This is a genomic window from Caulobacter sp. FV1ye6ST, from assembly GCF_058681225.1.
The window spans coordinates 4,752,216-4,775,784 of sequence record NZ_CM178733.1 but is presented as its reverse complement, the minus strand read 5'-3'; the positions used below and the strand labels follow the sequence as shown (position 1 = coordinate 4,775,784).

Genomic DNA, 23,569 nt, shown 5'->3' with positions numbered 1-23,569 from the left:
CCCAACGAAGCTGACGCTTATCTGCAGTGGATGTCGGTGGGCACGCTCGGAAGTAGATTTCTGAGGGGCGGTCTTGTTTGGCTTTCCTGAGCAAAGGGCAGGGGAGCGAAACCTGACGAGTGTGTCTTTGCTGACACTTTCCCGTGGCGTTCGCCTTGGTATAACAGTGCTCGGTCGGTATCCGGCCTGGGCAGGGCAATAGAGGGCTCTTCAACGATGAAACTCAACCTCCTGGCAGGAGCTGCTCTGGTCGCGGTGTTCGCCGCGTCGGGCGTTTCGGCCCAAGAGACCGGCTGGTACGGCGCGGTCGACCTCGGCTACCACTGGCCGCAAGCGCTCGGCTCGCAGTCGAACCAGACGCTGCCGGATGGCGAGTACGCTCACTGGTCGTGGAAGTCCGAGAAGGACTGGACCGGCTTCGTCCGCCTTGGCTACCAATTCAACCCGCACGTCCGCGCTGAAGTCGAAGGCGGCTATCGCCCCGGCGACCTGATGAGCGTCCGCGGCCCGGCCGTGCGTTCGCCGATCGGTCTGTGCACCCCCGGCGTGTCGCGCACCCCGGCGGCTCCGACCTGCGGCTCGCCGAGCGGCTCGATCGACGCCTGGACCCTGATGGCGAACGTCATTTATGACTTCGCTCCGGACGCCTGGCTGAACCCCTTCGTCGGCGTCGGCGTCGGCATCAACCGTCTGGACGTCAAGGCCCTGGGCCAGTTCAGCAACGTCCCGGCCGTTTCGGGTCTCGGCGGTGGTCTGACCAACCCGGCGATCCAGAACCTGACGGTTGACGACGACGATGTCGCGTTCGCCTACCAAGGTCTGGCCGGCGCCTCGATCAAGGCGACCGACAAGCTGAAGATCGACTTCACCTACCGCTACATCACCGGCGCTCAGCACACCTGGTCGTCGACGGGTTCGAACTTCATCCAGCCGGGCGCCTTCAAGGGCCAGTACAAGGACCAGTCGCTGACCGTGGGTCTGCGCTACTCGTTCGCGTCGCCGCCGCCCCCGCCGCCGCCCCCGCCCCCGCCGCCGCCTCCCCCGCCGCCGCCTCCCCCGCCTCCCCCGCCGCCGCCGCCTCCGCCGCCGCCGCAGTATGAGGCCCGCGAGTTCATCGTGTACTTCCCGTTCGACCAATCGGTCCTGACGCCGGAAGCGCAATCGGTGGTCACGGAAGCCGCGAAGTACTCGAACGATGGTCACGCGACCAAGATCATCGTCGTCGGCCACACCGACACGTCGGGTTCGCCGAAGTACAACGTGAAGCTCTCGGAACGCCGCGCCAAGGCCGTCGCTGACGCCCTGGTCTCGCAAGGCGTCCCGGCCGCCGTGCTCGGCGTCGACTGGAAGGGCGAAAGCGCTCCGGCCGTCGCCACCGGCGACGGTGTGAAGGAACCGCTGAACCGCCGTTCCACGATCTCGATCAACTTCTAAGATCGAATCGACTGAAGACTTGGGAGGGCCCGGCGGCGACGCCGGGCCCTTTCTCTATGTCTGGCGCAGGGCCCGCGCCATCTGAGCCGCCTGGCGCCGCCTGGCGCCGCTTGGCGGCGGAGGCGTCGACCCCATATCCGACCCGAAGGCCCGGTTTCCGGGGCTTTCGCGGCGGTCGCGCGAGAGGCGAGCTCGCTGGCGCCGTCCACCGCCGACCACCATCCCTTGTGGCCCGCCTGTTAGTGAACGCCGTTGTCCGGGGGCGGATGGCCTGGAGCCCCTTGCGGCGCCGTGTCGCGGGTGAAAAAAGTTCGGCTAGGCAACCCCTTGTCCCGCCTACGCAACTTGCGCCCGTTCACAGGTTGTTAACGAAAAACTCGAGTTCGGGCCGTTGACGAGTCATTCACCACTGTGGCCCCATATGTGGGTTGAGGGGGCTCCTCAGCCACAAGATATAGCGGCTGAACCGGGGCATTCCCTTCTCCGGACCACGCTGATTGAGCAATGGATTTGGTCATGAACGGCAGTGAAGCGGCGAAGACGAGCGTCCGAAACGAGGCCCGACTGGCGGCCATCAAGCCCGCCAAGCGCCCGCGGCTGGCGCTGGTGCAGAAGGTGCAGGTCGATCGCTCGCGCGACGCCCTGCTGACCGATTTCGGCAAGACCACCCTGGAAGACCGCTACCTGCTGCCGGGCGAGTCCTACCAGGACATGTTCGCCCGCGTCTCGACGGCCTTCGCCGACGACGCCGAGCACGCCCAGCGCGTCTACGACTATATGAGCCGCCTGTGGTTCATGCCGGCCACGCCGGTGCTGTCGAACGGCGGCGCGGATCGCGGCCTGCCGATCAGCTGCTTCCTCAACGCCGTCAACGACAGCCTGGACGGCATCCTCAGCGTCTGGAACGAGAACGTCTGGCTGGCGGCTAACGGCGGCGGCATCGGCACCTACTGGGGCGGCGTCCGCTCCATCGGTGAGAAGGTCAAGGGCCAGGGCCAGACCTCGGGCATCATCCCCTTCATCCGCGTGATGGACTCGCTGACCCTGGCGATTTCGCAGGGTAGCCTGCGTCGCGGCTCGGCCGCCGTCTATCTGGACATCCACCACCCGGAGATCGAGGAGTTCCTCGAAATCCGCAAGCCGTCGGGCGACTTCAACCGCAAGTCCCTGAACCTGCACCACGGCCTCTCCATCACCGACGATTTCATGCACGCCGTGCGCGACGGGACCAAGTTCGGCCTGCGCTCGCCCAAGACCAACGAAGTGCTGCGCGAGGTCGACGCCCGCGCCCTTTGGCAGAAGGTCCTGGAGCTGCGCCTGCAGACCGGCGAGCCCTACCTGATCTTCTCCGACACCGTGAACAAGGCCATGCCCTCGTTCCAGCGCGAGCTGGGCCTGAAGGTGCGCCAGTCGAACCTGTGCAGCGAGATCATGCTGCACACCGGCACCGACCACCTGGGCCAGGAGCGCACCGCGGTGTGCTGCCTGTCGTCGGTCAACGCCGAGACCTATCTGGAGTGGCGCGACCACCCGACATTCATCGAGGACGTCATGCGCTTCCTCGACAACGTGCTGCAGGACTTCATCGACCGCGCCCCGGACGCGGCCTCGACCGCCGCCTACGCCGCCATGCGCGAGCGTTCGGTGGGCCTGGGCCTGATGGGCTTCCACAGCTTCCTGCAGAGCCAGAACGTTCCGTTCGAGAGCGCCCTGGCCAAGAGCTGGAACATGCGGATGTTCAAGCACCTGCGTCGCGAGGCCGACAAGGCCAGCTTGGCGCTGGGCGAGGAAAAGGGTCCGTGCCCGGACGCCGCCGATCGCGGCTCCAAGGAGCGCTTCTCGCACAAGCTGGCCATCGCCCCGACCGCCTCGATCTCGATCATCTGCGGCGGCACCTCGGCCGGCATCGAGCCGATCCCGGCCAATATCTACACCCACAAGACCCTGTCGGGGTCGTTCGCGGTGAAGAACCCCTATCTGGAGAAACTGCTCGAGGAGAAGGGCCACAACACCGACGCGGTGTGGGGCTCGATCCTGGAACAGGAAGGCTCGGTCCAGCACCTGGACTTCCTGAGCCAGGACGAGAAGGACGTCTACAAGACCGCCTTCGAACTGGATCAGCGCTGGGTGGTCGAGCTGGCCGCCGACCGCACGCCGGAAATCTGCCAGAGCCAGTCGGTCAACATCTTCCTGCCGGGCGATGTCGACAAGTGGGACCTGCACATGCTGCACTGGCAGGCCTGGGAGCGCGGCGTGAAGTCGCTGTACTATCTGCGCTCCAAGTCGGTGCAGCGCGCGGCCTATGCCGGCGCCGAGGACAAGGTCGCGGCGGTCCCGGGCGCGGGCGGCTTCGACGCTCCGGAAAAGACCGATTACGACGAGTGCCTCGCCTGCCAGTAGGCGGCGGCCCGCCGGTAAGCCCGGCGATCAAGACCTGTGAAAATGACGGCGGCGCGGGAAATCGCGCCGCCGTTTCACGTTCCGGGAACCTTGATCTGTCACGAAGGGTTCAGACCCTGTGCGTTTTCGCCGCGATGGACACGCGGCGAAACGGGCGTAGGCTGGGTGTCCGATTGGATTGGGGAATCCGTGATGCGGGTCGCTGGGGAGCGTACCGTTTTCTGCCTGATGGCCGTGATCGCGGCCATGGCCGCTGGCCACGCCGGCGTCGCCTGCGCGGCCGTGAAGGCCGGCAAGGCCCCTAAGGCCGACGGGGCCACGCCCGTGCCCGCGGCGCCGATCTCCTTCCAGGTCAAACCCGAAAGCCTGCGTCCGCTGGATCCCGCGAGCGCCACGGGTTTCGCGGCCCGCGATCTCGACGCGCCCGAAGGCGAGGTCGGGGGCGGCTTCGCGCTGTCGCCCGCCGCCGCCCTGGCCGGCGACGCCCGCATCCTGGACGCCGATCGTTTCTACGCCGGCGCGGGTCCCGTGACCTGGCGCTCGAACGCCTTCAGCCACCAGTCCCAGGCCGGCGGCCCGATCGACTCGGTGCGCGTCTCGATGGCCGGGACCGCCCCGACCGCCGCCTACGCTCCATTGACCCTGGCCCGCCCCGACACCGACGACGCCTATGCCCTGCGCGACGTCGACGTGACCGTGACCCGCGGCTGGCCCTCGGCCGTGGCGCTGAACGGCCGCAAGTTCGCCCTCGACATCACCCCGCACGCCGGGCTCGGCTATGGCGCGGCCGGCGGCTCGGCAGAGGCGGGCGCCACCGTGCGCCTGGGCAAGAAGAGCGGCATGGGCGACCGCGTGACCAATGCGCTCGGTGTCCAGGACGGCGCGACCTTCGGCGATCGCGGGCGCTGGTACATCTTCGCCGCCGCCAGCGGCCGGGCCGTGGGCCTGAACATGCTGCGCGGCCAGAACGGCGACTGGAGCCGCGCGGGCCTGACCCAGGACGCCACCAGCAAGCTGATCGGCGACAGCCAGGCCGGCGTCGCCTGGCGCCGCGGCCCGATGCAGGCCTCGCTGGGCTATATCCACCGCGCGATCAAGGCTAGGGAGGGCATCATGGGTCTCGCCACCCAGAAGGACGACGTGGTGGCCCTGTCCTTCAGCCTCAAGCCCCAGTGGTAGGCGCGCCCAAGCCGTTGGCGAGCGGACCAAAGGCCTAATAGGCTTGTGTTCCGGGCCGCTTTCATGCAGCTAGCGCCGTCCCTTCCACCAGCCGCCAAGCGAGATCATGAGCGATAGCGAGCCCCCGCGCCGCAAGACCCTGAGCCTGAAGAGCGCGGTCGCCGCGCCCGGCGGGCCGCCGCCGCTCGAGCGCATGGTCAAGCCGTCGGCCCGCGCCACCGTGTTCACGCCCCAGGCCGCCGCTCCGCCTCCGCCGCCGACCCCGCCCGCCGTTGGCGACTGGAAGTGCAAGCCTTGCGGCACGCGCTTCGATCCCCCGGCCGAGCTGGCCGACGAGGACTCGGTGCGCTGCCCGTCGTGCAACGCCCGCTTGGGCTTGGCCGCCGACTTCCGCGCCGATCCGCCGAACGTCGAAAAGCTTCGCGCCCGGCACCTGAAGAAAGCCTAGCCCTAAAGCCAGCGACCGTAGCGCGGCGAGAGCATGGCCTTCAGGTCGTCGACTTCGCGTTCCGCCTCCCGGATCGCCTCCGCCGCCCGGCGCCCGTCCTCGATGGCTTCGCGACGCTCGCGACGCAGCCGGTTCAGGCGGTCGCGCAGCTCGCGGGTCTGGGCTTCGGTGAGCTTGGGATTGCGCAGCTCGTCCTCGACCCCGTCGGCCTGGCGTGCGCGCTTGTCGGCCCGGGAGTCCGCCGAGCTGAGGTCGGACCGGGCCGAATCCAGCCGCTGCGTCGCCCGGTAAACCCTCTCACCGTCGGCATAGCCGCCCAGGAAAGCGCTCTCGGCCGGTGGCGGACAGACATTGCCATAGGACCGCCCCGACCGGCCTTCGTAGAAGCCGTTGTCCTCGGTGCAGTAGCGCACCAGGCCTTGCTCGCGACCCTTGGCGTAGAGAGCGGCGTCGGGCGTCACGCCCGCCTTGGCGCAGGCCTTCGTATAGGCGTCGATCTTGAGCGACGAGGCGCCCCGTCCGCCATCGCGGTCGCCGACGGCCCGCCAGTCGCTGCCGAGGCAGTCTTTCTGGCTCATGGTCGCGCAGCTGGACACAAGGATCGCGCCGACGGTGATGGCCGCCGCCGCCGCCAGATTTCGTATCGACAGACCACGCATCAGAACGCTCCCCAAGGTTGTGCCTTTGGGCAGCTTAGAGCTTGGCCGTATGAACCGTGGCTGAACGATGTTTGGCGTTCGGGGCGGCTAAGGCTCCAGCGGCGCCTCGATGCCGACCGGGCCGGGTTCGTCGCGGATGATCACCCCGGCGCCCGCCGCGTGGGACTGCTTCTTGAAGAGACCGCGCCACAGGCTCTGCTCCTCGACCGCGCTGGTCCAGACCGTGCCGTCCAGCGCCTGCTGGTGGCCCGCGTCGTAGATGCGGCGCATCAGGTCGGTCTCGAACTTCAGGAGGTTGGTGCCCTCGAAGCTGTTGGGGATCGAGGCCACCGAGAGCGGCAGGTTGTGGCGCGAGCAGAAGCCGGCGGCGAGACTCAGGGCCTGGCGGTACGAGAACCGCAGCATGGTGTCGAAGCTGCGGGCCATGATCGAGGCCACGCCCGGCGGGGTCGACTGGGTCGAGGGATCCAGCACGGTGTTGACGATCACATGCACCCGGCCGCGCCGGAAGCGGGGGCCGAGGTTGCGCCAGTGCAGCAAGGCGTCGGGCATCAAAAAGAGCGGCGCGGCCACCCCGCCGTCGACGTGCATTTCCTGGTGATGGCGGCCGTCGGCCTCCACGTCGATCAGCTTTGGGGGAAAGATCCCAGGCACCGAGGACGAGGCGACCAGCAGGGTGCGGAACAGCTTCAGCGCTTCGTCGCCGCCATGGTTGGCGATCTCGCCCATGTCCCAGACGACGGCCCGCTGGCTGTCCAGGTTGGTGGTGGCGATCAGCAGGCGCCGGCCCTTCAGGTGCTCGAGCGCGACGGCGTCGACCATCTCCTGGTCGACGAAGGCCTCGACCAGGGCGTCCAGGCTCTCGCCCTTGAAGATGCTGGGACCCAAGGCCGGCCCCAGGCGGCGGAAGCTGAGCAGCTCGGCCGCGTGGCCGCCGACATAGGCGTCGGTCAGGCGCTCGTCCCAGGCCGAGCCCAGGAAGGCCAGGGGCGCGATCAGGGCGCCGGTGCTGACGCCGGTGACGATGGCGAAGTCCGGGCGGCGGCCGGCCTTGGTCAGGCCCGTCAGCACGCCCGCGCCATAGGCGCCGCCGGACGCGCCGCCGGACAGGGCCAGGATGTTGAACTCGTCGCGGCCGATCAGCGAGCGCAGCGGGGCCAGGCGGTCGGCGGCGCTCTTCAGGGCGTCATCGGCCTGATCGACCGAGAGCCGCACGCCCGGGAAGCCCAGGGCCTCGACGTGGCGCTCCGACGTCGGCGCGGGCAGGCGCTTGCCGCGCAGCGGATCGGCGGCCTTCCTGTCCTTGAAGAAGCCTTGCAGGCTGATCTTGCCGTTCGGGTCCTTGTCCAAGGAGGGCCTCTAGCGCGCGCCGGCCAGCACCACGCCCACCAGGACGGCCGCGTAGTGCAGGCCCGCGCCGCCGATGACGTGGCCGTGCCAGATGGCGCGGCGGAACTTCAGGCGGCGCATCAGGTAGAAGATGGTGCCGGTGGAATAGACCAGGCCGCCGATGGCCAGCAGCAGCAGGGCCACCCAGGAAAGGCCTTCGATCATCGGCTTGATGGCGACCAGCACCAGCCAGCCCAGCGCGAGGTACAGCCCGACCCAGAAGCGCTTGTCCAGGCCTGGCAGGAACAGCTTGGCCAGCACGCCCGCGCCGGCGACTGTCCACACCGCCGAGGTCATGCCGATGGCCCACCAGCCGTGCAGGTTCTGGGTGGTGAAGGGGGTGTACGAAGCGGCGATCATCACGAAGATGCCGGCGTGGTCGAAGCGGCGCAGCAGCGGCCGCCAGCGGGCCTTGGCGAAGTTGTAGGCGGTCGACAGCGACAGCATCAGGATCAGGCCCACGGTGTAGACGCTGACCGCGGCCACCTGCTTCAGATTGCCCGCGCCGAAGGCCAGGCCCAGCAGGATGCCGCCGCCCAGCAGGGCGCAGGCCAGGCCCGCCAGGTGCACGACCAGGTCGGCGCACTTGGCGGCCGGGGTCGGATAATGGGTCGCGACCTCGGCGGCGGTGATGTCGGTCGTGGTGGTCGTCATGGCCCCGCTCAATGCGAAATTCAGTACGTCCAAACGGTAGGATCGTTCCGTGACATATAAGCGTCGATCTTCGTGGCCGCGAAAGGGCGTGGGCGACACGATGGGCGGAAAAGCGACTCTAGAAGAGCAGCCCCCTCTAGAAGAGAAGGCCTCTGGCGCCGTCGAACACCAGCTTGCCGCCCACCGCGATCAGCAGGACGTAGATGACCTTGTAGAAGCCCTCGGCCGGAACCTTGCGCACAACCCAGACCCCACCCCAGGTCGAGGCGATGGCCAGGGGCAGCAGCACCCCGGCGGTGGCCAGCACCTTGGGCGTGAACTGGCCCAGGGCGATATAGGCCGGCACCTTCATCCAGTTCACGACCGCGAAGAAGATGGCGCTGGTGCCGATGAAGGCGTCGCGCGGCAGGCGGCGCGGCAGGACGTAGATCTGGAAAGGCGGGCCGCCGGCGTGGGCGATCTGGCTGGTGAAGCCGGCCGCCGCGCCGCAGATCGCGCCGAGCCATGGGCGGCCCGGGGTGGCCTCGACCTGGGCGGCGGCCCTTACCGCGCGCTCGGCCCACAGGCGGTGCAGGGCGAAGGCGACCGAGATCATGCCCACGGCCAGCTCGACGGCCGCCTCCTTGACGAAGGCGGCCAGGGCCCAGCCCAGGAAGATCCCGACCGCCGCGGCCGGCAGCATCAGGATCAGCAGACCCTTGTCCCAGCTCTTCCGGAAGGCCCATACGCTGACCACGTCCTGGACCAGCAGGATGGGCAGGGTGATCGAGGCGGCCATGACGGGCGAGACGGCCAGGGCCATCAGCGGCACGGCCACCACGCCGATTCCGGCGAACCCGCCCTTGGCCAAGCCCAGCAGGATCACGGCGGGAATCGCCACCGCGTAGAAGAACGGATCGGTCAGCATGGGCCGGTGCTTAGCAGCAAGCCCGGCCCGTGCCTATTCAAGCCGCGGCCAGTCCCGTCCGACGTTCCAGGCGCAGGCTGAAGGCGGCCAGGGCCAGGGCCGACAGCGGCACGACGGCGGCGACCAGGGGCACGGCCGAGAGGCCTGGGCCGTGGTCGATCACCGCCCCGCCCAGCCAGGCGCCGAAGGCGTTGCCGAGGTTGAAGGCGGCGATGTTCAGGCTTGAGGCCAGACCCTGGCCCGCGCCGCCGGCCTGGCTCAGCACCCGCATCTGCAGCGGCGCGACGGTGGCGAAGGCGGCCGCGCCCAGCAGGAAGGCGGCGATCACCGCGCCGACCTGGCTTTGGAAGGCGAAGGCCGAGGCGCCCATCACGACCGTCAGCAGGATCAGGGTCCCGGCCAGGGCGGCGTTCAGGCTCTTGTCGGCCCAGCGGCCGCCGGCGAGGTTGCCGGCCACCAGGCCCGCGCCGAACACCAGCAGGATCGGCGAGACCGCGGCCTGCGGGAAGCCGGCCAGCTGGGTAAGGATCGGCTGGATATAGGTGAAGACCGCGAACACCCCGCCAAAGCCCAGCACGGTCATGGCCAGGCCCAGCTGCACCTGGGGGCGGGCCAGCACGGCGAACTCCTCGCGCAGCGGGGCGGGTTCGGCCGTCTCCCTGGCGCTCGGAACCAGCACGGCCAGGACCACGAAGGCCAGGGCGCCGACGCCGGCCACGGCCCAGAAGGCCATCCGCCAGCCGAAGGCCAGGCCCAGCCACGCGCCGAACGGCACGCCCAGCAGGGTGGCCAGGGTCAGGCCGGTGAACATGATCGAGATCGCCGAGGCCTTGCGCTCGGGCGCCACCAGAGAGACGGCCACGAGGGACCCGACGCCGAAGAACGTGCCGTGCGCCAGGGCGGTCACGAGCCGCGCGCCCATCAGGATGCCGTAGGTCGGGGCGAGAGCGGCCAGGATGTTGCCCAGGGTGAAGATCGCCATCAGCACCAGCAGGGTGGTCTTCTTCGGCAGGTGGCGGGTGGCGATGGTCAGGATCGGCGCGCCGACGAAGACGCCCAGCGCATAGCCGGTCATCAGGAGGCCGGCGGTCGGGATCGAGACGCCGAGGTCGGCGGAGACCTGCATCAGCAGGCCCATGATGATGAATTCGGTGACGCCGATGCCGAAGGCGCCGACGGTCAGGGCATAGAGGGCGAGGGGCATGACGGCTCTCGTATTGGGTTCGGACCCCCACATAGCGCCGGCATGTTCGATGAATTAGATTGGATGAAGGAACTTTACTTGTGAAATGAGGGCACAATGGCGCGCTCGGAGATCAATCGCTCGGGGGAGATGGAGGTCTTCGCCCGCGTCGTCGAGGAAGGCGGCTTCACGGCCGCCGCCAAGGCGATGTCGATGACCCCGTCGGCGGTCAGCAAGCTGGTGGCGCGTCTGGAAGCGCGGCTGGGCTCGCGGCTGATCAACCGTTCGACCCGCAAGCTGCAGCTGACCGCCGAGGGCCTGACCTTCCACGAGCGGACCCTGCGGGTGCTGGCCGACCTGGACGAGGCCGAGCGCTCGGTCGCCGCGTGCGCCATGCCGCGCGGCCGGCTGCGGATCAACGCCAATGTGCCGTTCGGCCTGCATCACCTGCTGCCCCTGGTCCCGAAGTTCACGGCCCTGAACCCCGAGGTGCAGGTCGACGTGACCCTGACCGACCAGATCATCGACCTCCTGGACGAACGGACCGAGCTGGCGATCCGGGTCGGGCCGATGCGGCCCTCGCAACTGGTGGCCAAAAAGCTGGGCGACAGCCGCACCGTCCTGGTCGCCTCGCCCGGCTATCTGGCGCGCCGCGGGGCGCCGCGACATCCCGACGACCTGGCCGATCACGACCTGATCACCTTCAACTTCTCGCGCCAGTGCGACGAATGGCCTTTCAGGATCGCGGGCGAGCGGGTCTGCTATCCCGCCCATGGCCGCGCCATGGTCGGCGACGGCGAAAGCGCCACGCACCTGGCCCTGGCCGGGCAGGGGATCACCAAGCTGGGCATCTTCCACATCGTCGACCACATCCGGGCGGGTCGGCTGATCCCGGTGCTGGACGACTTCAATTCCGGCGAGCTGGAGACGGTCAGCGCCGTCTATGTCGGCCATGCCGGTCCGCTGCCGGCCCGGGTGCGGGCGTTCATCGACTTCCTGGCGGCGGAGGTCGATGTCGACTGGCCGATGGGGCGAGCGGTCTAGCAGGCTGTTGAAGAAGTCCGTAGCGGGGCGGAGTTCGACATGATTCACTCTTAGGGCGGGAGCTCTGGAGGGGTGGATGCGCGGGTCGGACGAGCGGACGGGGTCGCTGTTCTCATATGTAGATCTGGATGCTCGGGTTCGGCGCGATCATCCCTTGCGGCCGATCCTGGAGATCGCGAACGGGGCGCTTGGGGATTTGAGCGCGGACTTCGCGGCGCTCTATCCGCCGAGGCTGGGACGTCCGTCGATCCCGCCGGAACGGTTGTTGCGCGCCATGCTGCTGCAGGCGTTCTACGGCATCCGATCGGAGCGCCAGTTGATGGAGCGGATGGAGTTTGACCTGCTGTTCCGCTGGTTTGTAGGTCTTGGCGTGGACGATGCGGCCTGGGATCATTCCAGTTTCACCAAGAACCGCGACCGGCTGTTGGCGGGCGAGATCGCCGGCAAGTTCCTGCGCGCGGTGCTGGCCCAGCCTCGGGTGAAGCGGCTGATGTCGTCAGACCACTTCTCGGTGGACGGCACGCTGATCGAAGCCTGGGCGTCGACCAAGAGCTTCCGCAGGGTCGATGGCGACGACAGCGATCCCGAGGGGCCGGGTCGCAACGCCGAGCGCGGCTTCCACAAGGAGAAGCGTTCCAACCAGACGCACCGCAGCACCACCGATCCTGAGGCTCGGCTCTATAAGAAGGGCGACGGCCAGCCGGCGAGGCTCTGCTATATGGGCCACGCCCTGATGGAGAACCGCCATGGCCTGGTGACGGATGGTGGGGTGACCCTGGCCACGGGCACAGCCGAGCGCGAGGCGGCTGTGGCGATGCTGGACCGAAGAAGCGGCCGGCGTCGGATCACCCTGGGCGCCGACAAGGCCTATGACGTGCGCGACTTCATTGGCCAACTTCGGGCGCGCCGGGTGACACCGCACATCGCCGTCGATGGCCACCTGTCCAAGCTGGGCAAGCCGCGCTCGACCGCCATTGACGGCCGCACCAAGCGCCACCCCGGCTATGCGATCAGCCAGCGATGTCGCAAGCGCATCGAAGAGGTGTTCGGCTGGATCAAGGGCTCGGCCGGCCTAGCCAAGGTCAAGGTGCGCGGCCGCGCCAAGGTCGACGCCGCCTTCACCCTGGCGCTGGCGGCCTACAACCTGATCCGTCTGCCCAAGCTCCTGGCGGCCCCGGCATGAGCGTCCTGGGCCAGTGGCGCATCGTCCAGACGCCCGACTACACTGACGACTATCGGGACATGATGGAGCCCGCCTACATCCTCTTCGAAGCTACCCATGGCCAGTTCGCCTTCGGCTGCGTCACTGGCGCCTTCGCCGCCGCCGGCGACCACGACGCCGTGCAGTTCGACTGGCGCGGAAACGACGAAATGGATGAGGCCCAGGGCGACGGATGGGCTCAACTCCAGCCCGACGGCTCCCTCAAGGGCCAGATCTGCTTCCACGGCGGCGACGAAGCCAACTTCATCGCCAGACGGGAGGCTTCTTCAACAGCCTGCTAGAGCATTTTCCGACGAAGTGGATACCGGTTCGTCGTCAGAAAATGCGTTAAAACAAGAGGCTAGAGCATTTTGGCGATCCAGTTGGATCGGAAAATGCTCTAGGCGCCCGCCCCTCAGGGAGCCTTACGCCCCCAGCATCACCTCGGCGATCTGCACCGCGTTCAGGGCCGCGCCCTTGCGGAGGTTGTCGCCGACCACGAACAGGGCCAGGCCGTGCGCGACGGTCGGGTCCGGCCGGATGCGGCCGACGAACACCGGATCCTGGCCGGTCGCCGCCAAGGGGTTGGGCACGTCGTCCAGCACCACGCCCGGCGCCGCGGCCAGCAGAGCCGTGGCCTCGGCCACCGACAGCGGGCGCTCGAACTCGGCGTTGATCGACAGAGAGTGCCCGGTGAACACCGGCACCCGCACGCAGGTGCCCGAAACCGGCAGGCCGGGGAGCTCGAGAATCTTGCGGCTCTCGTCGCGCAGCTTCAGCTCTTCCTCGGTATAGCCGTCCTCGCCCAGCACATAGTTCAGCGGCACGACGTTATAGGCCAGCGGCACGGCCCACTTGCGCGCTTCCGGCAGGGGCGCGGCGTCCGGCGACTGGGCCAGGCCGTCCAGATCCCCCGCCGCGCCGGCGCGCAGCTGCTCGGACAGCACCTGGATGCCCTCGACCCCGCCGCCCGAGGCGGCCTGGTAGGTGCTGACGGTCAGGCGCTTGAGACCCGCCTTGTCATGCAGCGGCTTCAGGGCCGGCATGGCGGCCATGGTCGTGCAGTTGGGGTTGGCGACGATGCCCTTGGGGATGGTGTCGAGGGCGTGCGGATTGACCTCGGCCACCACCAGCGGGACGTCGGGGTCGCTGCGCCAGGCCGAGCTGTTGTCGATCACCACGGCCCCAGCCGCGGCGGCCTTCGGGGCCAGCACGCGCGAGGTTTCGCCGCCGGCCGAGAAAAACACGATGTCCAGGCCGGCGAAGTCGGCCGTCGCGGCGTCCTCGACCACGATCTCCTGACCCTTGAAGTCGATCTTGCTCCCGGCCGAGCGGGCCGAGGCGAACAGGCGCAAGGACGCCAGCGGGAAGTCCCGCTCGGCCAGCAGCTCGCGCATCATGCCGCCAACCAGGCCGGTGGCGCCGACGACGCCGACGTGGGGCGGGTTGGCTCGGGAAAACTTGAAGCTCACGGGTCTACGTCTCCTGGTGTGGGGAGCGCGGGGAGCTGTCAGGTCTCGTGAATGAGAGCCGGCCCCGCGCATCGGCGGGGCTGGTTCGAGGATGCCGCTTAGATCGCGCGCATACCCGCCGCCCCACCGAAGCGGGTCGTTTTGCGGGTAATAATTTTAGTCGCGGCGAAGGTCATCGGCGGCGCTTCTAGCGGGTCAGCGCCGCCGGGTAAAGCCACGCTAGAGGAACAATGATGCCGCGTTACCGACATTGTGCATCAGGACGGGCAATAAAATGCTTCCCGTGCGCAGGCGAACCCAGACCCCGATCAGCGACGGGCCGGCGGTCAGGGCGAAGATCAGCGGCTCGAACGAGACCTCGCCGTGCGAGACGCCCAGCGCGTGGGCCAGGCCGAACAGGGCGCAGGACAGCAGCGCGCCCCAGCCCCAGTCGACACCCAGAAAGCGCACCCGGCCGGTAAACGCCCGTCCCAGGACCAGCATCAGGACGCCGCGATAGAAGGCCTCTTCCTCCAGGCCCGGCATGGTCAGCTGGAAGGCCAGGGTCTCGGGCGTGGCGGGCTCGTTGGGAAAGGCCAGGGCCAGGCCGACGAACAGCAGGGCATAGAGCCCGGCGACGATCAGCGGGGCCTTCAGGTCGGCCTGGCGCGGGGTCAGGCCGCTTCGCGTCCAGCCGAGGGCGGGCAGGGACGCCACGGCCAGGGTGGCGGCCAGGGCCAGCAGCTTGCCCTCCCAGTTCCAATGGCCGGGGATCAGGTCGGGCAGGCGGCCGTAGAACCGGGTCAGCAGCGCGTCGTTGAGCAAAACAAGGCCCGCCGCCGCCAGCAGCCAGGGCGGCGAGAACTGCTCGCGCCGTCCCAGCAATCCGATCACGCCGCCCGCGCCCAGCAACAGCGCCAGCACCAGGCCGATCCCCAATAGTCCGTCCATGAAAGCCCTCCGAAGATGATGAGGGGGCTCTAGCGTCGGCGGCTCAGGCCGGCTCCTCGGAAGGCGGCGGATCGTTCCTCGGAAGACGGCCAGACGCGCGGAAAGCGCTGGGCGGCCGGCCCTCGACGGCCTGGAAGGCGCGGTTGAACGAGGCCAGGGAAGCAAAGCCGCTGTCGAGGGCGATGGTGATCAGCTTGTCGCCGGCCTGGGCGGGATCGGCCAGGCGCCGCCGGGCCTCGGCGACGCGATGGACGTTCAGGAAGGCGCGGAAGTGGTCGTGGCCCAGGCGGTGATTGATGAAGGCCCGCGCCGTCTTCTCCGGCGCGCCCAGGCGGCGGGCGAAGTCGGCGAAGGTCAGGTCGGGCTCCAGATGGACCCTCTCGACCTCGACCAGAACCCGCAGCCGTTCCGCCAGCCGCGCCTCTTCGCTGACGGCGGGTAGACGGACGGGCGCGGGCGCGGCGAGGGGCGGCGAGACCGGCAGCAGGCGCACGGCCAGCCAGGCGCTGAAGGCCAGGAAGACCGCGTTCTGGACAATGGTGAAGGCCGGCGGCCCCCAGTCCAGACCCATGACCAGATCCACCAGAAAGTCGGCCAGCAGCTGTCCGGCCAGCAGCACGACGACCAGCACCCGGGCGCGGCGGCTCTCCTCGACCAGGTCGCCCTCGCGGTCGCGCACCAGCCGCCAGGCCAGGTAGCCGATCATCGACAGGCCCAGCGCGATCAGCAGCCAGGACAGGCCCTTGCCCTCGACCGCCGGGCCCAGCAGGCCGCGATCGGCGCTGGCGATCGCGATCCACGCCAGGCCCGCCGCCAGCACAGCGCCGCGCGGCCGGAAGGTCGGATCGAAACTGGCCAGGCAGAACCACCACAGGAAGGCGGCCGCATAGCCGGCGATCAGCGCCCCGACATGGCCCAGCGGTCCGGATAGCCGCAGCGCGGGATCCGGCGTATTGCCGGCCAGGAAGCCCGCCAGGCACAGGGCCATCGGCGCGAAATAGACCGCCAGCCGCCGCGTGCGCGGCTCCCGCGCCAGCAGCGCCGCCAGGAACAGCAACAGGGTCGCGCCGGCGACGCGGACAACGACGTCGAGCTGGTGGATGTCCATGGCGTCGCGTCTAGCATGGTCCAGGGCGCCCGCCTTCCCCCCGCCGGCGGGTAGGCGGATTTACCTTCGCCGTCATCCCGCGCTTTATGCGCGGGACCCATTCGTCCACGGCACGTGCGGCGCCGGGCGAGCTCTCACGTGGAAGCTGAACCATGGGTCCCGCGCATAAAGCGCGGGATGACGGGGTTTGGGTTGAGCGCTGTGGGCCTTCCTTCTCCCCCCGGAGAAGGAGCCCTCCTTACATCTCACGGCGAGACGATCGCAGGGCTGAGCAGGTCACTCAAGGACGACGCTCCGCGTCGCCGCGCGCGGCCGCCGGAGGCGGTCCTTGACTGACCTGCTCAGCCCTGCACGCTGCAGCCTCCAAGAGATTTAAGGATAGCACCCGACCTCGGGGAGGACGATCCGCATGGAGATCACGTGCCTAATATCTTGAAAGATCTAAAAGGCGGTGCCTCCCGCGTCGAGTTTGAGCTCGATGAAGCCGAGTGCGCTGCAATAGGCCGAGTCACCGCGCATTGGGCCTACCTGGAACATGCCGTTTATTTCGCGACGCTGGAGCTAGCAGATCGGTTGAAGGTGCCCGCGCCAGAAGACGCTAAGCGTTCGTCCTTTACTAGACGCTTGGGCGCATTGACCCAGATAAGCCGGAAGATAGCGGATGATGAGGAGAAGAGACGGTTTGAACGACTAGTTGGCCGTATCGCAAACGCCGAACAGGATCGTCATAAGATGACGCATGGTGTCTGGGACTGGGATCAAGCTGATCCTGAACGACTACGTGCTTCGAGCTTTCGTCCTGGGTACGAATTTGAGAAACGATACGATACGGCCGCGCTACACAAGCTAGCTGACCGTATTGGCGAGATTAGCTTTGCGCTCCAATATCCCGAGGGCTGGGACGAAGCCTTTAAGCAGATATTGGCTGATGCCACCGATGAAGCCGGCAACACGGCATTTGCATCGGTATCGCGCAGCTTTGTGCGCAAGCTTCTTTCAATGAAGTCAAAGGAAGACGGGAAGTGACGTAGCTGGCTAAGCAAGACCTGCGTCTCAACCGACCTGCGCCCCCAACCGCTCCCACCCGTCAAAAAACGGAAACCGCCGCTCCCAAAACCCCGCCAGCCTCGGGTCCGCGTCCACCCGCTTCACCACCTCGCTCATCCTCGGCGCCGCCTCGTAGAACCGCACCCGGCGTGGCCCCCAACGGCTGACCACCGTGACGTAGAGGTCCAGCACGCTCATCTCATCGCCCAGCAGATACCGCCCCGGCGTCAGCTGGCTCTCCATCATCCGCCAGCAGTCCAAGATCCGCTCGGCGGTCGCGGCCTTGATCCGCGCCTGGACTTCCGGGTCCGGTCCGCCGAGGCGTGACGGGTCGTCCCGCACCCAGAACAGCGAATAGATCGAGGCCGGGATGAAGGTCATCCAGCGCAGGAATTGAGCCCGCGCCGGGTCATCGACCCCGGGGCCAAGGCGCGCGGCCGGGTAGCGGTCGGCCAGCCAGATCAGCATGGCGGCGCTCTCGGTGATCGTCTCGCCGTCCGGAGTGACCAGGGCGGGAATCTGCTTAAGGGGATTGATGGCGGCGACCTTGGCCGCTTGCGCCTCGCCCTCCCAGGTCGGGGCCTCGATCACCTCAAAAGGCAAGCCGATCAAGGTCATGGCCGCCTCGACGGGCACGCCGCCTGAGCCGAGAGCGCTGAAAATCGTGAACGGTTTCTCCACAAATCATCCCCTATGTTGTGGGCGTGACCCATTGTCACACTAGATGTAGTGGGGCACTCTGAACGTGCGTCGGGCGTGCGCCTGCCGTAGCCTTAAGCCTACCCCGTCCGCTCGATTCTCGCTCCCGAGGCCCGCCATGTCCGCTCCGTCGTCGCTCATCCTGCCCGGCCTGATGACCCCTTCGGGCGGCTACAAGCCGTTCCGCTATCCGTGGGCCTATGACTTCTGGAAGAAGCAGCAGCAGGTCCACTGGATGCCGGAAGAGGTGCCGCTGGGCGAGGACCTCAAGGACTGGGCCGTCAAACTGAATGACAAGGAACGGAACCTGCTGACGCAGATCTTCCGCTTCTTCACCCAGTCCGACGTCGAGGTGCAGGACAACTACATGGAGCGCTACGGCCGGGTGTTCAAACCGACCGAAGTGAAGATGATGCTGGCCTCGTTCGCGAACATGGAGACGATCCATATCGCGGCCTACGCCCTGCTGCTCGAGACCATCGGCATGCCCGAGACCGAGTTCTCGGCGTTCATGGAATACGAGGCCATGAAGGCCAAGCACGACTACATGCAGACGTTCGGCGTCGAGACCAACGCCGATATCTGCCGCACCCTGGCGATGTTCGGCGGCTTCACCGAAGGCCTGCAGCTGTTCGCCTCGTTCGCCATGCTGATGAACTTCCCGCGCTTCAACAAGATGAAGGGCATGGGCCAGATCGTCTCGTGGTCGATCCGCGACGAAAGCCTGCACTGCGACGGCATCATCAAGCTGTACCATGCGTTCAACAAGGAAACGAACGCGGTCACCAAGTCGGTGGCCGACGACATCGTCGACTGCTGCAAGACCGTGGTCGGCATGGAAGACAACTTCATCGACCTGGCCTTCGAGGCCGGCGACATCCAGGGCATGACGCCCGAGGACATCAAGCAGTACATCCGCTTCATCGCCGACTGGCGTCTGCGCCAGCTGCAGCTGCCGGAAGTGTACGGCGTCAAGGAAAACCCGCTGCCCTGGCTGCAGTCGCTGCTGTCGGGCGTCGAGCACGCCAACTTCTTCGAGGCCCGGGCGACCGAGTACTCCAAGGCCGCCACCAAGGGCCAATGGCACGGCTCGGACGGCGTCTGGACCAGCTTCGACGAGATGATGAAGAAGCGCACGGACCTGACGCCGGCGCAGTGATCGTTTCACGAGGGGCGTGAGCACGGGGCGGGGCCGCGAGGTCCCGCCCTTTGTTGTTTCGGAGGTGGAGAAGAGGTCGTGACCCCGCCGCCCTCGCGGTCTAGGACGGGCGCGATTTCAGTCGGAGCTTCCAGCATGACCACCATCGCCCTGATCGGCCCCGGCGCTATCGGCGGAACCCTGGCGACGTGGCTGGGGCAGCGCGACGATCTTGATCTGACCGTCTGCGTGCGGACGCCCGTCGAGCGGCTGGTGCTGGAGACGCCGGACGGCGAGGTGACCGCCACGCCGCGCTTCGCCACGTCTCCCGAGGGACTGGCGCCGGTCGACTGGGTGCTGGTGGCGACCAAGGCCTATGACGACATCGCCGCCGCGCCGTGGCTGAAGGCGCTGGTGGGGCCAAAGACCCGCGTGGCGGTGATCCGCAACGGCGTCGAGCACCGCGAGGCCTTCGCTGGGCGGGTGGCTGACGAGAACCTCGTGCCCGTCATCGTGGACTTCCCGGCCGAGCGGCCGGCGCCGGGCGTGTTCCGCCAGCGGCGCTATGGCTGGATCCGCGTGGAAGAAGGCGCGGCGGGCGATGCCTTCGCGGCATTGTTCGCCCACACGCCGATCGACGTGGCGACGACCGACGACTTCATCTCGGTGGCGTGGCGCAAGCTGGCGCTGAACGCGGCCGGGGCGGTCAACGCCATCACCCTGAAGCCGTCCGGCGTGGCGCACGATGATGGCGCGGCGGCGGTGATGAAGGCGCTGGTGGGCGAGTGCGTCGCCGTGGGCCGCGCGCAGGGCGCGACCCTGCCGGACGACCTGGGCGACCAGGTCGTCGACGGCTACCGCCAGGGCCCGCCGGACATGGTCAACTCGCTGCTGGCCGATCGCCAGGCGGGCCGGCCGATGGAGCTGGACGCCCGCAACGGCGTCATTGTCCGCCGGGGCGCGGCCCACGGCATCCCGACGCCGGCCAACAGCATGATCGTGGCCTTGCTGAACGCCGCCGCTTCTTAAGGCTGATACTTCTTCGGGATCGCCTTGATCTCGTCCGGGGTCAGCTTGGTGATGGTCTTGGCCCGGATCGGGATCGCCATGCCCAGGCCGTCGCCGACGCGCAGGTCGAGATCCAGCGGGCCGCAGACGCTGTCGGGACCGCGCACGACCGACACCAGGTGCGCGCCCGGCCAGGTCAGCTGGTTGGAGCCCCAGGCCAGGTCGACGCGGTAGACGTCGCGACCGCGCACCTTCATGTACAGGGTGTTCTTGTCCGGGGCGGTCCAGCCGCGCCAGTCGGACAGGTAGAAGCACTGGCGGGCGGGCTTGACGGCCTTGGCCACGGTTTGGGCGTCGCCTTGCGCCGCCGAAGCGGCCGAGGCGCCCATGCCGGCCAGAGCCAGCCCGATCAGCGCCGCGCGCGTGATGTGGGTGATCTTGCTCATGACGTCGTCCTCAAAAGCCCCTCGGCTCAAGAGATTGGCCCTCGCCCGGGGCTTGTCAAGTTTTTACTGTACATTTGAAACTGTACACGAAAAAGCCCGCCTCCCCAGCGCGCTCAGGGGTGCGCTGGGGAGGCGGGCCGCGATCGAAGCCTTGCTCGGGCCCTAGACTTTGGCGGGCTCGGCGTCGGGCTGGATCTCGTCCAGCTCGCCTTCCCACTTGGCGACCACGGCGGCGGCGACGCTGTTGCCGACGACGTTGGTGGCCGAGCGGCCCATGTCGAGCAGGTGGTCGACGCCGAGCACCAGGGCGATCCAGGCTTCCGGCAGGCCGAAATAGGTCAGGGTGGCCATGATGACGACCAGCGAGGCGCGCGGCACGCCGGCGATGCCCTTGGAGGTCACCATCAGCAGCAGCAGCATGAAGATCTGTTGCTGGGCCGTCAGGTGCACGCCGTGCGCCTGCAGGATGAACACGGTGGCGAAGGTGCAGTACAGCATCGAGCCGTCGAGATTGAACGAATAGCCGAGCGGCAGGACGAACGAGACGATGCGGCGACGCACGCCGATCTTGGGCAGGCTGTCGAGGATGCGCGGATAGGCGGCTTCCGACGAGGCGGTAGAGAAGGCCAGCAGGGCCGGCTCGCGGATCACGCCGAACAGCGGGATCACCCGCCTGCCCAGCACCAGGAAGCCGGCGAAGAACAGCAGCAGCCACAGCGTGCCCATGGTGGCGTAGAAGCCCAGCACGAACTTGCCGTAGACGGCCAGCATCGACAGGCCCTGAGTGGCGATGGTCGAGGCCAGGGCGCAGAAGATGGCCAGCGGGGCCAGCTTCATGACGAAGCCGGTGACCTTCAGCATCACCTGGGCGCCTTGCTCGGCCAACTCCAGGATGTGCGGGGCCTTGTTGTCCAGCGAGGCGACGGCGGTGCCGACGAACAGGCTGAAGACCACGATCTGCAGGATCTCGTTCTTGGCCATGGCTTCGAAGATCGAGGCGGGCACCAGATGGGTCAGGAAGCCCTGCAGGGTGAAGGTTTCGGTCGAGGCCGCCGGGGCGTTGGCGGTGCTGGCGACCTCGGTCAGGTTCAGGCCCGCGCCCGGGTGCAACAGGTGCACCATCAGCAGGCCCAGCAGCAGCGATACGGCCGAGGCGCTGATGAACCAGGCCATGGTCTTGGCGCCGATCCGGCCCACGGCGGCGGCGTCCTCCATGTGGGCGATACCCGCGACGAGCGTCGTCAGCACAAGCGGGGCGATGATCATCTTGATCAGCCGCAGGAAGAGGTCGGTTCCCATCTTGAACCACTTGACCGCTTCTTCGGTCTGGGCCGGATCGAGGAACTGATTACAGGCCCAGCCGACTGTGACCCCCAAGATCATGGACGCGATAATCAGATAGGCGAAGCGCTTGTTCATGAATCCCCCTGGCGTCAGTCTCGACGTCGACGGCCTTGTTCTGGTGTTCGGAAGGAACGACGTGCGAGAACGCTCGCACCGCCATCTGCCCCCTCCTTGAGCATTTCAGCCCTTGTGGCCGACCGGCGCGGCTTCGTCCATGCCCTTGAAGGGGTCCGGCTTGGCTTCGCGCGAGCCACGCCGAATAAACAGGCTCATCCCATAGACGGAAGCACGCGCCGATTCCTCACCTTCGCCCACGCCCTTGCTAAGTAATAATTCATTCCCATTCGGTCGGGCCGACGTCTCGCCAACGTCGCGAAACGTCGCTATAAGGACCCATGTCAAACCAAGAAAAAGCAATGGCCGTCGTCGAACGGCTCAATGACGAATACGAACGCGCCGTCCACGCCCTGCGGACCGCCCTGCGCGCCTATCTCGAAAACGGAACCCGTCCCGACCCGCGAACGCGGTTCGACGGCACGTTCGCCTATCCCGAGCTACGCCTGACCTACGACCCCGAGGCCCTGCCGCCAAAGCTGGCCCGGTCCTATGCCCGCGTCAGCCGTCCCGGCGTCTATGCGACGACGGTGACCAAGCCGGCTCAGTTCAAGGACTATCTGGTCGAGCAGCTGAGCCTGCTGATGGACGATTTCGACGTCGAGATCGAGGTCGACCGCTCCCGCCAGGAAATCCCCTATCCCTACGTTCTGGACGCCACCATCGACCTGAACCAGGCCGACGTGCGCAGCGAGGACATCGCCCGCTTCTTCCCGACCACGGACCTGGCTTTCATCGGCGACGAGATCGCCGACGGCGTCTGGAACCCGGCGCTGGAGGAGACGCGTCCGCTGTCGCTGTTCGACGGCCTGCGCACCGACTTCTCGCTGGCCCGCCTGAAGCACTATACCGGCGCTCCGGCCGAGGACGTGCAGCAGTTCATCCTGTTCACCAACTACCACCGTTATGTCGACGAGTTCGTCCGCTGGGGCATCGAGCAGCTGCAGCAGCCTGACAGCTCCTACACGGCCCTGTCGTGCTCGGGCGGCCTGACCATCACCGCCAACACGGTCAATCCGGAACTGGCGATCGCGGAGTCGAGCTGGCGCAAGCACCAGATGCCGGCCTACCACCTGATGGCGCCGGGCGGCGCGGGCGTGACCCTGCTGAACATCGGCGTCGGCCCCTCCAACGCCAAGACCATCTGCGACCACCTGGCGGTGCTGCGTCCCCAGGCCTGGCTGATGATCGGCCACTGCGGCGGGCTGCGCGACACCCAGACCATCGGCGACTACGTCCTGGCCCACGCCTATCTGCGCGACGACCACGTGCTGGACGCCGTGCTACCGCCGGAAATCCCGGTGCCCTCGATCGCCGAGGTCCAGCGCGCCCTCTACGACGCGGCCAAGGCGATCAGCGGCGACAGCGGCGACCAGCTGAAGAAGCGCCTGCGCACGGGCACGGTCGTCACCACCGACGACCGCAACTGGGAACTGCGCCACAGCCTCTCGGCCCTGCGCTTCAACCAGAGCCGCGCGGTGGCCATCGACATGGAGAGCGCGACCATCTCGGCCCAGGGCTATCGCTTCCGGGTGCCGTACGGGACGTTGCTGTGCGTGTCGGACAAGCCGCTGCACGGCGAGATCAAGCTGCCCGGCCAGGCCAACGCCTTCTACGAGCGGGCGATCAGCCAACACCTGCAGATCGGCATTCTGACCTGCAAGCTGCTGCACGCCGAAGGCCCGAACCTGCACTCGCGCAAGCTGCGGGCGTTCGACGAGCCGCCGTTTAGGTAAGCTCAGCACTGGCCCCCACCTGACCACGC

General features: G+C 67.7%; 23 protein-coding genes and 1 pseudogene. 11 read left to right on the top strand and 13 right to left on the bottom strand.

The window, feature by feature from the left end; genetic code table 11:
* Positions 1-216 precede the first annotated feature (216 nt).
* From ACW175_RS22685 to ACW175_RS22670, 4 genes are all read left to right on the top strand, one after another.
* Positions 217-1,434: an OmpA family protein gene (locus ACW175_RS22685; RefSeq protein ID WP_492102172.1), complete on the top strand. Its 1,218-nt coding sequence runs from the start codon at positions 217-219 to the stop codon at positions 1,432-1,434.
* 510 nt (positions 1,435-1,944) lie between these two features.
* Complete coding sequence (locus ACW175_RS22680; RefSeq protein ID WP_492105033.1) at positions 1,945-3,834, top strand: ribonucleoside-diphosphate reductase subunit alpha; 1,890 nt, start codon at positions 1,945-1,947, stop codon at positions 3,832-3,834.
* A gap of 192 nt (positions 3,835-4,026) precedes the next feature.
* The gene (locus ACW175_RS22675) at positions 4,027-5,013 is read left to right on the top strand and encodes a lipid A-modifier LpxR family protein (RefSeq protein ID WP_492102171.1); all 987 of its coding nucleotides are present in this window, start codon (positions 4,027-4,029) and stop codon (positions 5,011-5,013) included.
* 106 nt (positions 5,014-5,119) lie between these two features.
* Positions 5,120-5,461, top strand: a complete 342-nt coding sequence (locus ACW175_RS22670) for a hypothetical protein (protein ID WP_492102170.1) — start codon at positions 5,120-5,122, stop codon at positions 5,459-5,461.
* Between the two features lie 2 nt (positions 5,462-5,463).
* On the opposite strand, the gene ACW175_RS22665 is transcribed toward ACW175_RS22670, so the two are convergent.
* The 5 genes from ACW175_RS22665 to ACW175_RS22645 form a co-directional block, all read right to left on the bottom strand.
* On the bottom strand, positions 5,464-6,120 hold the full coding sequence (locus ACW175_RS22665) for a DUF2799 domain-containing protein (protein ID WP_492102169.1): 657 nt from the start codon (positions 6,118-6,120) through the stop codon (positions 5,464-5,466).
* Between the two features lie 87 nt (positions 6,121-6,207).
* Positions 6,208-7,470 (bottom strand): patatin-like phospholipase family protein, encoded by a 1,263-nt coding sequence (locus ACW175_RS22660; protein ID WP_492102168.1) that lies wholly within the window; start codon positions 7,468-7,470, stop codon positions 6,208-6,210.
* Between the two features lie 9 nt (positions 7,471-7,479).
* Positions 7,480-8,163 carry a PAQR family membrane homeostasis protein TrhA gene (gene trhA / locus ACW175_RS22655; RefSeq protein ID WP_492102167.1) on the bottom strand — a complete coding sequence of 228 codons (684 nt, stop codon included), beginning with the start codon at positions 8,161-8,163 and terminating at the stop codon, positions 7,480-7,482.
* A gap of 136 nt (positions 8,164-8,299) precedes the next feature.
* On the bottom strand, positions 8,300-9,070 hold the full coding sequence (locus tag ACW175_RS22650; protein ID WP_492102166.1) for a sulfite exporter TauE/SafE family protein: 771 nt from the start codon (positions 9,068-9,070) through the stop codon (positions 8,300-8,302).
* A gap of 37 nt (positions 9,071-9,107) precedes the next feature.
* Positions 9,108-10,274: an MFS transporter gene (locus ACW175_RS22645; protein ID WP_492102165.1), complete on the bottom strand. Its 1,167-nt coding sequence runs from the start codon at positions 10,272-10,274 to the stop codon at positions 9,108-9,110.
* Between the two features lie 96 nt (positions 10,275-10,370).
* Between ACW175_RS22645 and ACW175_RS22640 the strand changes: the two genes are divergently transcribed.
* From ACW175_RS22640 to ACW175_RS22630, 3 genes are all read left to right on the top strand, one after another.
* A complete protein-coding gene (locus tag ACW175_RS22640) occupies positions 10,371-11,297 on the top strand; it encodes a LysR family transcriptional regulator (RefSeq protein ID WP_492102164.1) in 927 nt (308 codons plus the stop codon).
* Between the two features lie 76 nt (positions 11,298-11,373).
* A complete protein-coding gene (locus ACW175_RS22635; protein WP_492101777.1) occupies positions 11,374-12,480 on the top strand; it encodes an IS5 family transposase in 1,107 nt (368 codons plus the stop codon).
* Positions 12,477-12,800 (top strand): hypothetical protein, encoded by a 324-nt coding sequence (locus tag ACW175_RS22630; protein WP_492101776.1) that lies wholly within the window; start codon positions 12,477-12,479, stop codon positions 12,798-12,800. Before ACW175_RS22635 ends, ACW175_RS22630 begins: the two co-directional genes overlap by 4 nt.
* 123 nt (positions 12,801-12,923) lie before the next feature.
* On the opposite strand, the gene ACW175_RS22625 is transcribed toward ACW175_RS22630, so the two are convergent.
* The 5 genes and pseudogenes from ACW175_RS22625 to ACW175_RS22605 form a co-directional block, all read right to left on the bottom strand.
* On the bottom strand, positions 12,924-13,970 hold the full coding sequence (locus ACW175_RS22625; RefSeq protein ID WP_492102163.1) for an aspartate-semialdehyde dehydrogenase: 1,047 nt from the start codon (positions 13,968-13,970) through the stop codon (positions 12,924-12,926).
* Between the two features lie 98 nt (positions 13,971-14,068).
* Positions 14,069-14,146 (bottom strand): hypothetical protein, encoded by a 78-nt coding sequence (locus tag ACW175_RS22620; RefSeq protein WP_143324468.1) that lies wholly within the window; start codon positions 14,144-14,146, stop codon positions 14,069-14,071.
* A gap of 43 nt (positions 14,147-14,189) precedes the next feature.
* Positions 14,190-14,900: a CPBP family intramembrane glutamic endopeptidase, BDIM_20840 family gene (locus tag ACW175_RS22615; protein WP_492102162.1), complete on the bottom strand. Its 711-nt coding sequence runs from the start codon at positions 14,898-14,900 to the stop codon at positions 14,190-14,192.
* A 43-nt stretch (positions 14,901-14,943) separates the two neighbouring features.
* Positions 14,944-16,008 carry an AraC family transcriptional regulator gene (locus tag ACW175_RS22610; RefSeq protein ID WP_492102161.1) on the bottom strand — a complete coding sequence of 355 codons (1,065 nt, stop codon included), beginning with the start codon at positions 16,006-16,008 and terminating at the stop codon, positions 14,944-14,946.
* A gap of 71 nt (positions 16,009-16,079) precedes the next feature.
* Positions 16,080-16,162 (bottom strand): annotated as a pseudogene (locus ACW175_RS22605) (hypothetical protein); the annotation flags it as partial.
* Between the two features lie 266 nt (positions 16,163-16,428).
* On the opposite strand from ACW175_RS22605, the gene ACW175_RS22600 reads away from it, so the two are divergent.
* Complete coding sequence (locus ACW175_RS22600; RefSeq protein WP_492102160.1) at positions 16,429-17,034, top strand: hypothetical protein; 606 nt, start codon at positions 16,429-16,431, stop codon at positions 17,032-17,034.
* Positions 17,035-17,061: 27 nt separating this feature from the next.
* Here ACW175_RS22600 and ACW175_RS22595 read toward each other — a convergent pair whose 3' ends face one another.
* Positions 17,062-17,736 (bottom strand): glutathione S-transferase family protein, encoded by a 675-nt coding sequence (locus ACW175_RS22595; protein WP_492102159.1) that lies wholly within the window; start codon positions 17,734-17,736, stop codon positions 17,062-17,064.
* A gap of 136 nt (positions 17,737-17,872) precedes the next feature.
* Here ACW175_RS22595 and ACW175_RS22590 point away from each other — a divergent pair, with 136 nt between their 5' ends.
* Positions 17,873-18,913, top strand: coding sequence for a ribonucleotide-diphosphate reductase subunit beta (locus tag ACW175_RS22590; RefSeq protein WP_492102158.1), 1,041 nt, complete (start codon positions 17,873-17,875; stop codon positions 18,911-18,913).
* A gap of 135 nt (positions 18,914-19,048) precedes the next feature.
* Positions 19,049-19,921: a 2-dehydropantoate 2-reductase gene (locus ACW175_RS22585; protein ID WP_492102157.1), complete on the top strand. Its 873-nt coding sequence runs from the start codon at positions 19,049-19,051 to the stop codon at positions 19,919-19,921.
* On the opposite strand, the gene ACW175_RS22580 is transcribed toward ACW175_RS22585, so the two are convergent.
* Both ACW175_RS22580 and ACW175_RS22575 read right to left on the bottom strand, forming a co-directional pair.
* Positions 19,918-20,346: a DUF6491 family protein gene (locus ACW175_RS22580; RefSeq protein WP_492102156.1), complete on the bottom strand. Its 429-nt coding sequence runs from the start codon at positions 20,344-20,346 to the stop codon at positions 19,918-19,920. The two genes, ACW175_RS22585 and ACW175_RS22580, sit on opposite strands and share 4 nt — an antisense overlap.
* A 162-nt stretch (positions 20,347-20,508) precedes the next feature.
* A complete protein-coding gene (locus tag ACW175_RS22575) occupies positions 20,509-21,765 on the bottom strand; it encodes a dicarboxylate/amino acid:cation symporter (RefSeq protein ID WP_492102155.1) in 1,257 nt (418 codons plus the stop codon).
* A gap of 320 nt (positions 21,766-22,085) precedes the next feature.
* Here ACW175_RS22575 and ACW175_RS22570 point away from each other — a divergent pair, with 320 nt between their 5' ends.
* A complete protein-coding gene (locus tag ACW175_RS22570) occupies positions 22,086-23,540 on the top strand; it encodes an AMP nucleosidase (protein ID WP_492102154.1) in 1,455 nt (484 codons plus the stop codon).
* Positions 23,541-23,569 lie beyond the last annotated feature (29 nt).

Coding starts and splice junctions, on each gene's coding strand:
- ACW175_RS22685 (WP_492102172.1), top strand. CDS start 217: ATGAAACTCAACCTCCTGGCAGGAGCTGCTCTGGTCGCGGTGTTCGCC.
- ACW175_RS22675 (WP_492102171.1), top strand. CDS start 4,027: ATGCGGGTCGCTGGGGAGCGTACCGTTTTCTGCCTGATGGCCGTGATC.
- ACW175_RS22670 (WP_492102170.1), top strand. CDS start 5,120: ATGAGCGATAGCGAGCCCCCGCGCCGCAAGACCCTGAGCCTGAAGAGC.
- ACW175_RS22665 (WP_492102169.1), bottom strand. CDS start 6,120: ATGCGTGGTCTGTCGATACGAAATCTGGCGGCGGCGGCGGCCATCACC.
- trhA (WP_492102167.1), bottom strand. CDS start 8,163: ATGACGACCACCACGACCGACATCACCGCCGCCGAGGTCGCGACCCAT.
- ACW175_RS22650 (WP_492102166.1), bottom strand. CDS start 9,070: ATGCTGACCGATCCGTTCTTCTACGCGGTGGCGATTCCCGCCGTGATC.
- ACW175_RS22645 (WP_492102165.1), bottom strand. CDS start 10,274: ATGCCCCTCGCCCTCTATGCCCTGACCGTCGGCGCCTTCGGCATCGGC.
- ACW175_RS22640 (WP_492102164.1), top strand. CDS start 10,371: ATGGCGCGCTCGGAGATCAATCGCTCGGGGGAGATGGAGGTCTTCGCC.
- ACW175_RS22635 (WP_492101777.1), top strand. CDS start 11,374: ATGCGCGGGTCGGACGAGCGGACGGGGTCGCTGTTCTCATATGTAGAT.
- ACW175_RS22630 (WP_492101776.1), top strand. CDS start 12,477: ATGAGCGTCCTGGGCCAGTGGCGCATCGTCCAGACGCCCGACTACACT.
- ACW175_RS22620 (WP_143324468.1), bottom strand. CDS start 14,146: ATGACCTTCGCCGCGACTAAAATTATTACCCGCAAAACGACCCGCTTC.
- ACW175_RS22615 (WP_492102162.1), bottom strand. CDS start 14,900: ATGGACGGACTATTGGGGATCGGCCTGGTGCTGGCGCTGTTGCTGGGC.
- ACW175_RS22610 (WP_492102161.1), bottom strand. CDS start 16,008: ATGGACATCCACCAGCTCGACGTCGTTGTCCGCGTCGCCGGCGCGACC.
- ACW175_RS22590 (WP_492102158.1), top strand. CDS start 17,873: ATGTCCGCTCCGTCGTCGCTCATCCTGCCCGGCCTGATGACCCCTTCG.
- ACW175_RS22585 (WP_492102157.1), top strand. CDS start 19,049: ATGACCACCATCGCCCTGATCGGCCCCGGCGCTATCGGCGGAACCCTG.
- ACW175_RS22580 (WP_492102156.1), bottom strand. CDS start 20,346: ATGAGCAAGATCACCCACATCACGCGCGCGGCGCTGATCGGGCTGGCT.
- ACW175_RS22575 (WP_492102155.1), bottom strand. CDS start 21,765: ATGAACAAGCGCTTCGCCTATCTGATTATCGCGTCCATGATCTTGGGG.
- ACW175_RS22570 (WP_492102154.1), top strand. CDS start 22,086: ATGTCAAACCAAGAAAAAGCAATGGCCGTCGTCGAACGGCTCAATGAC.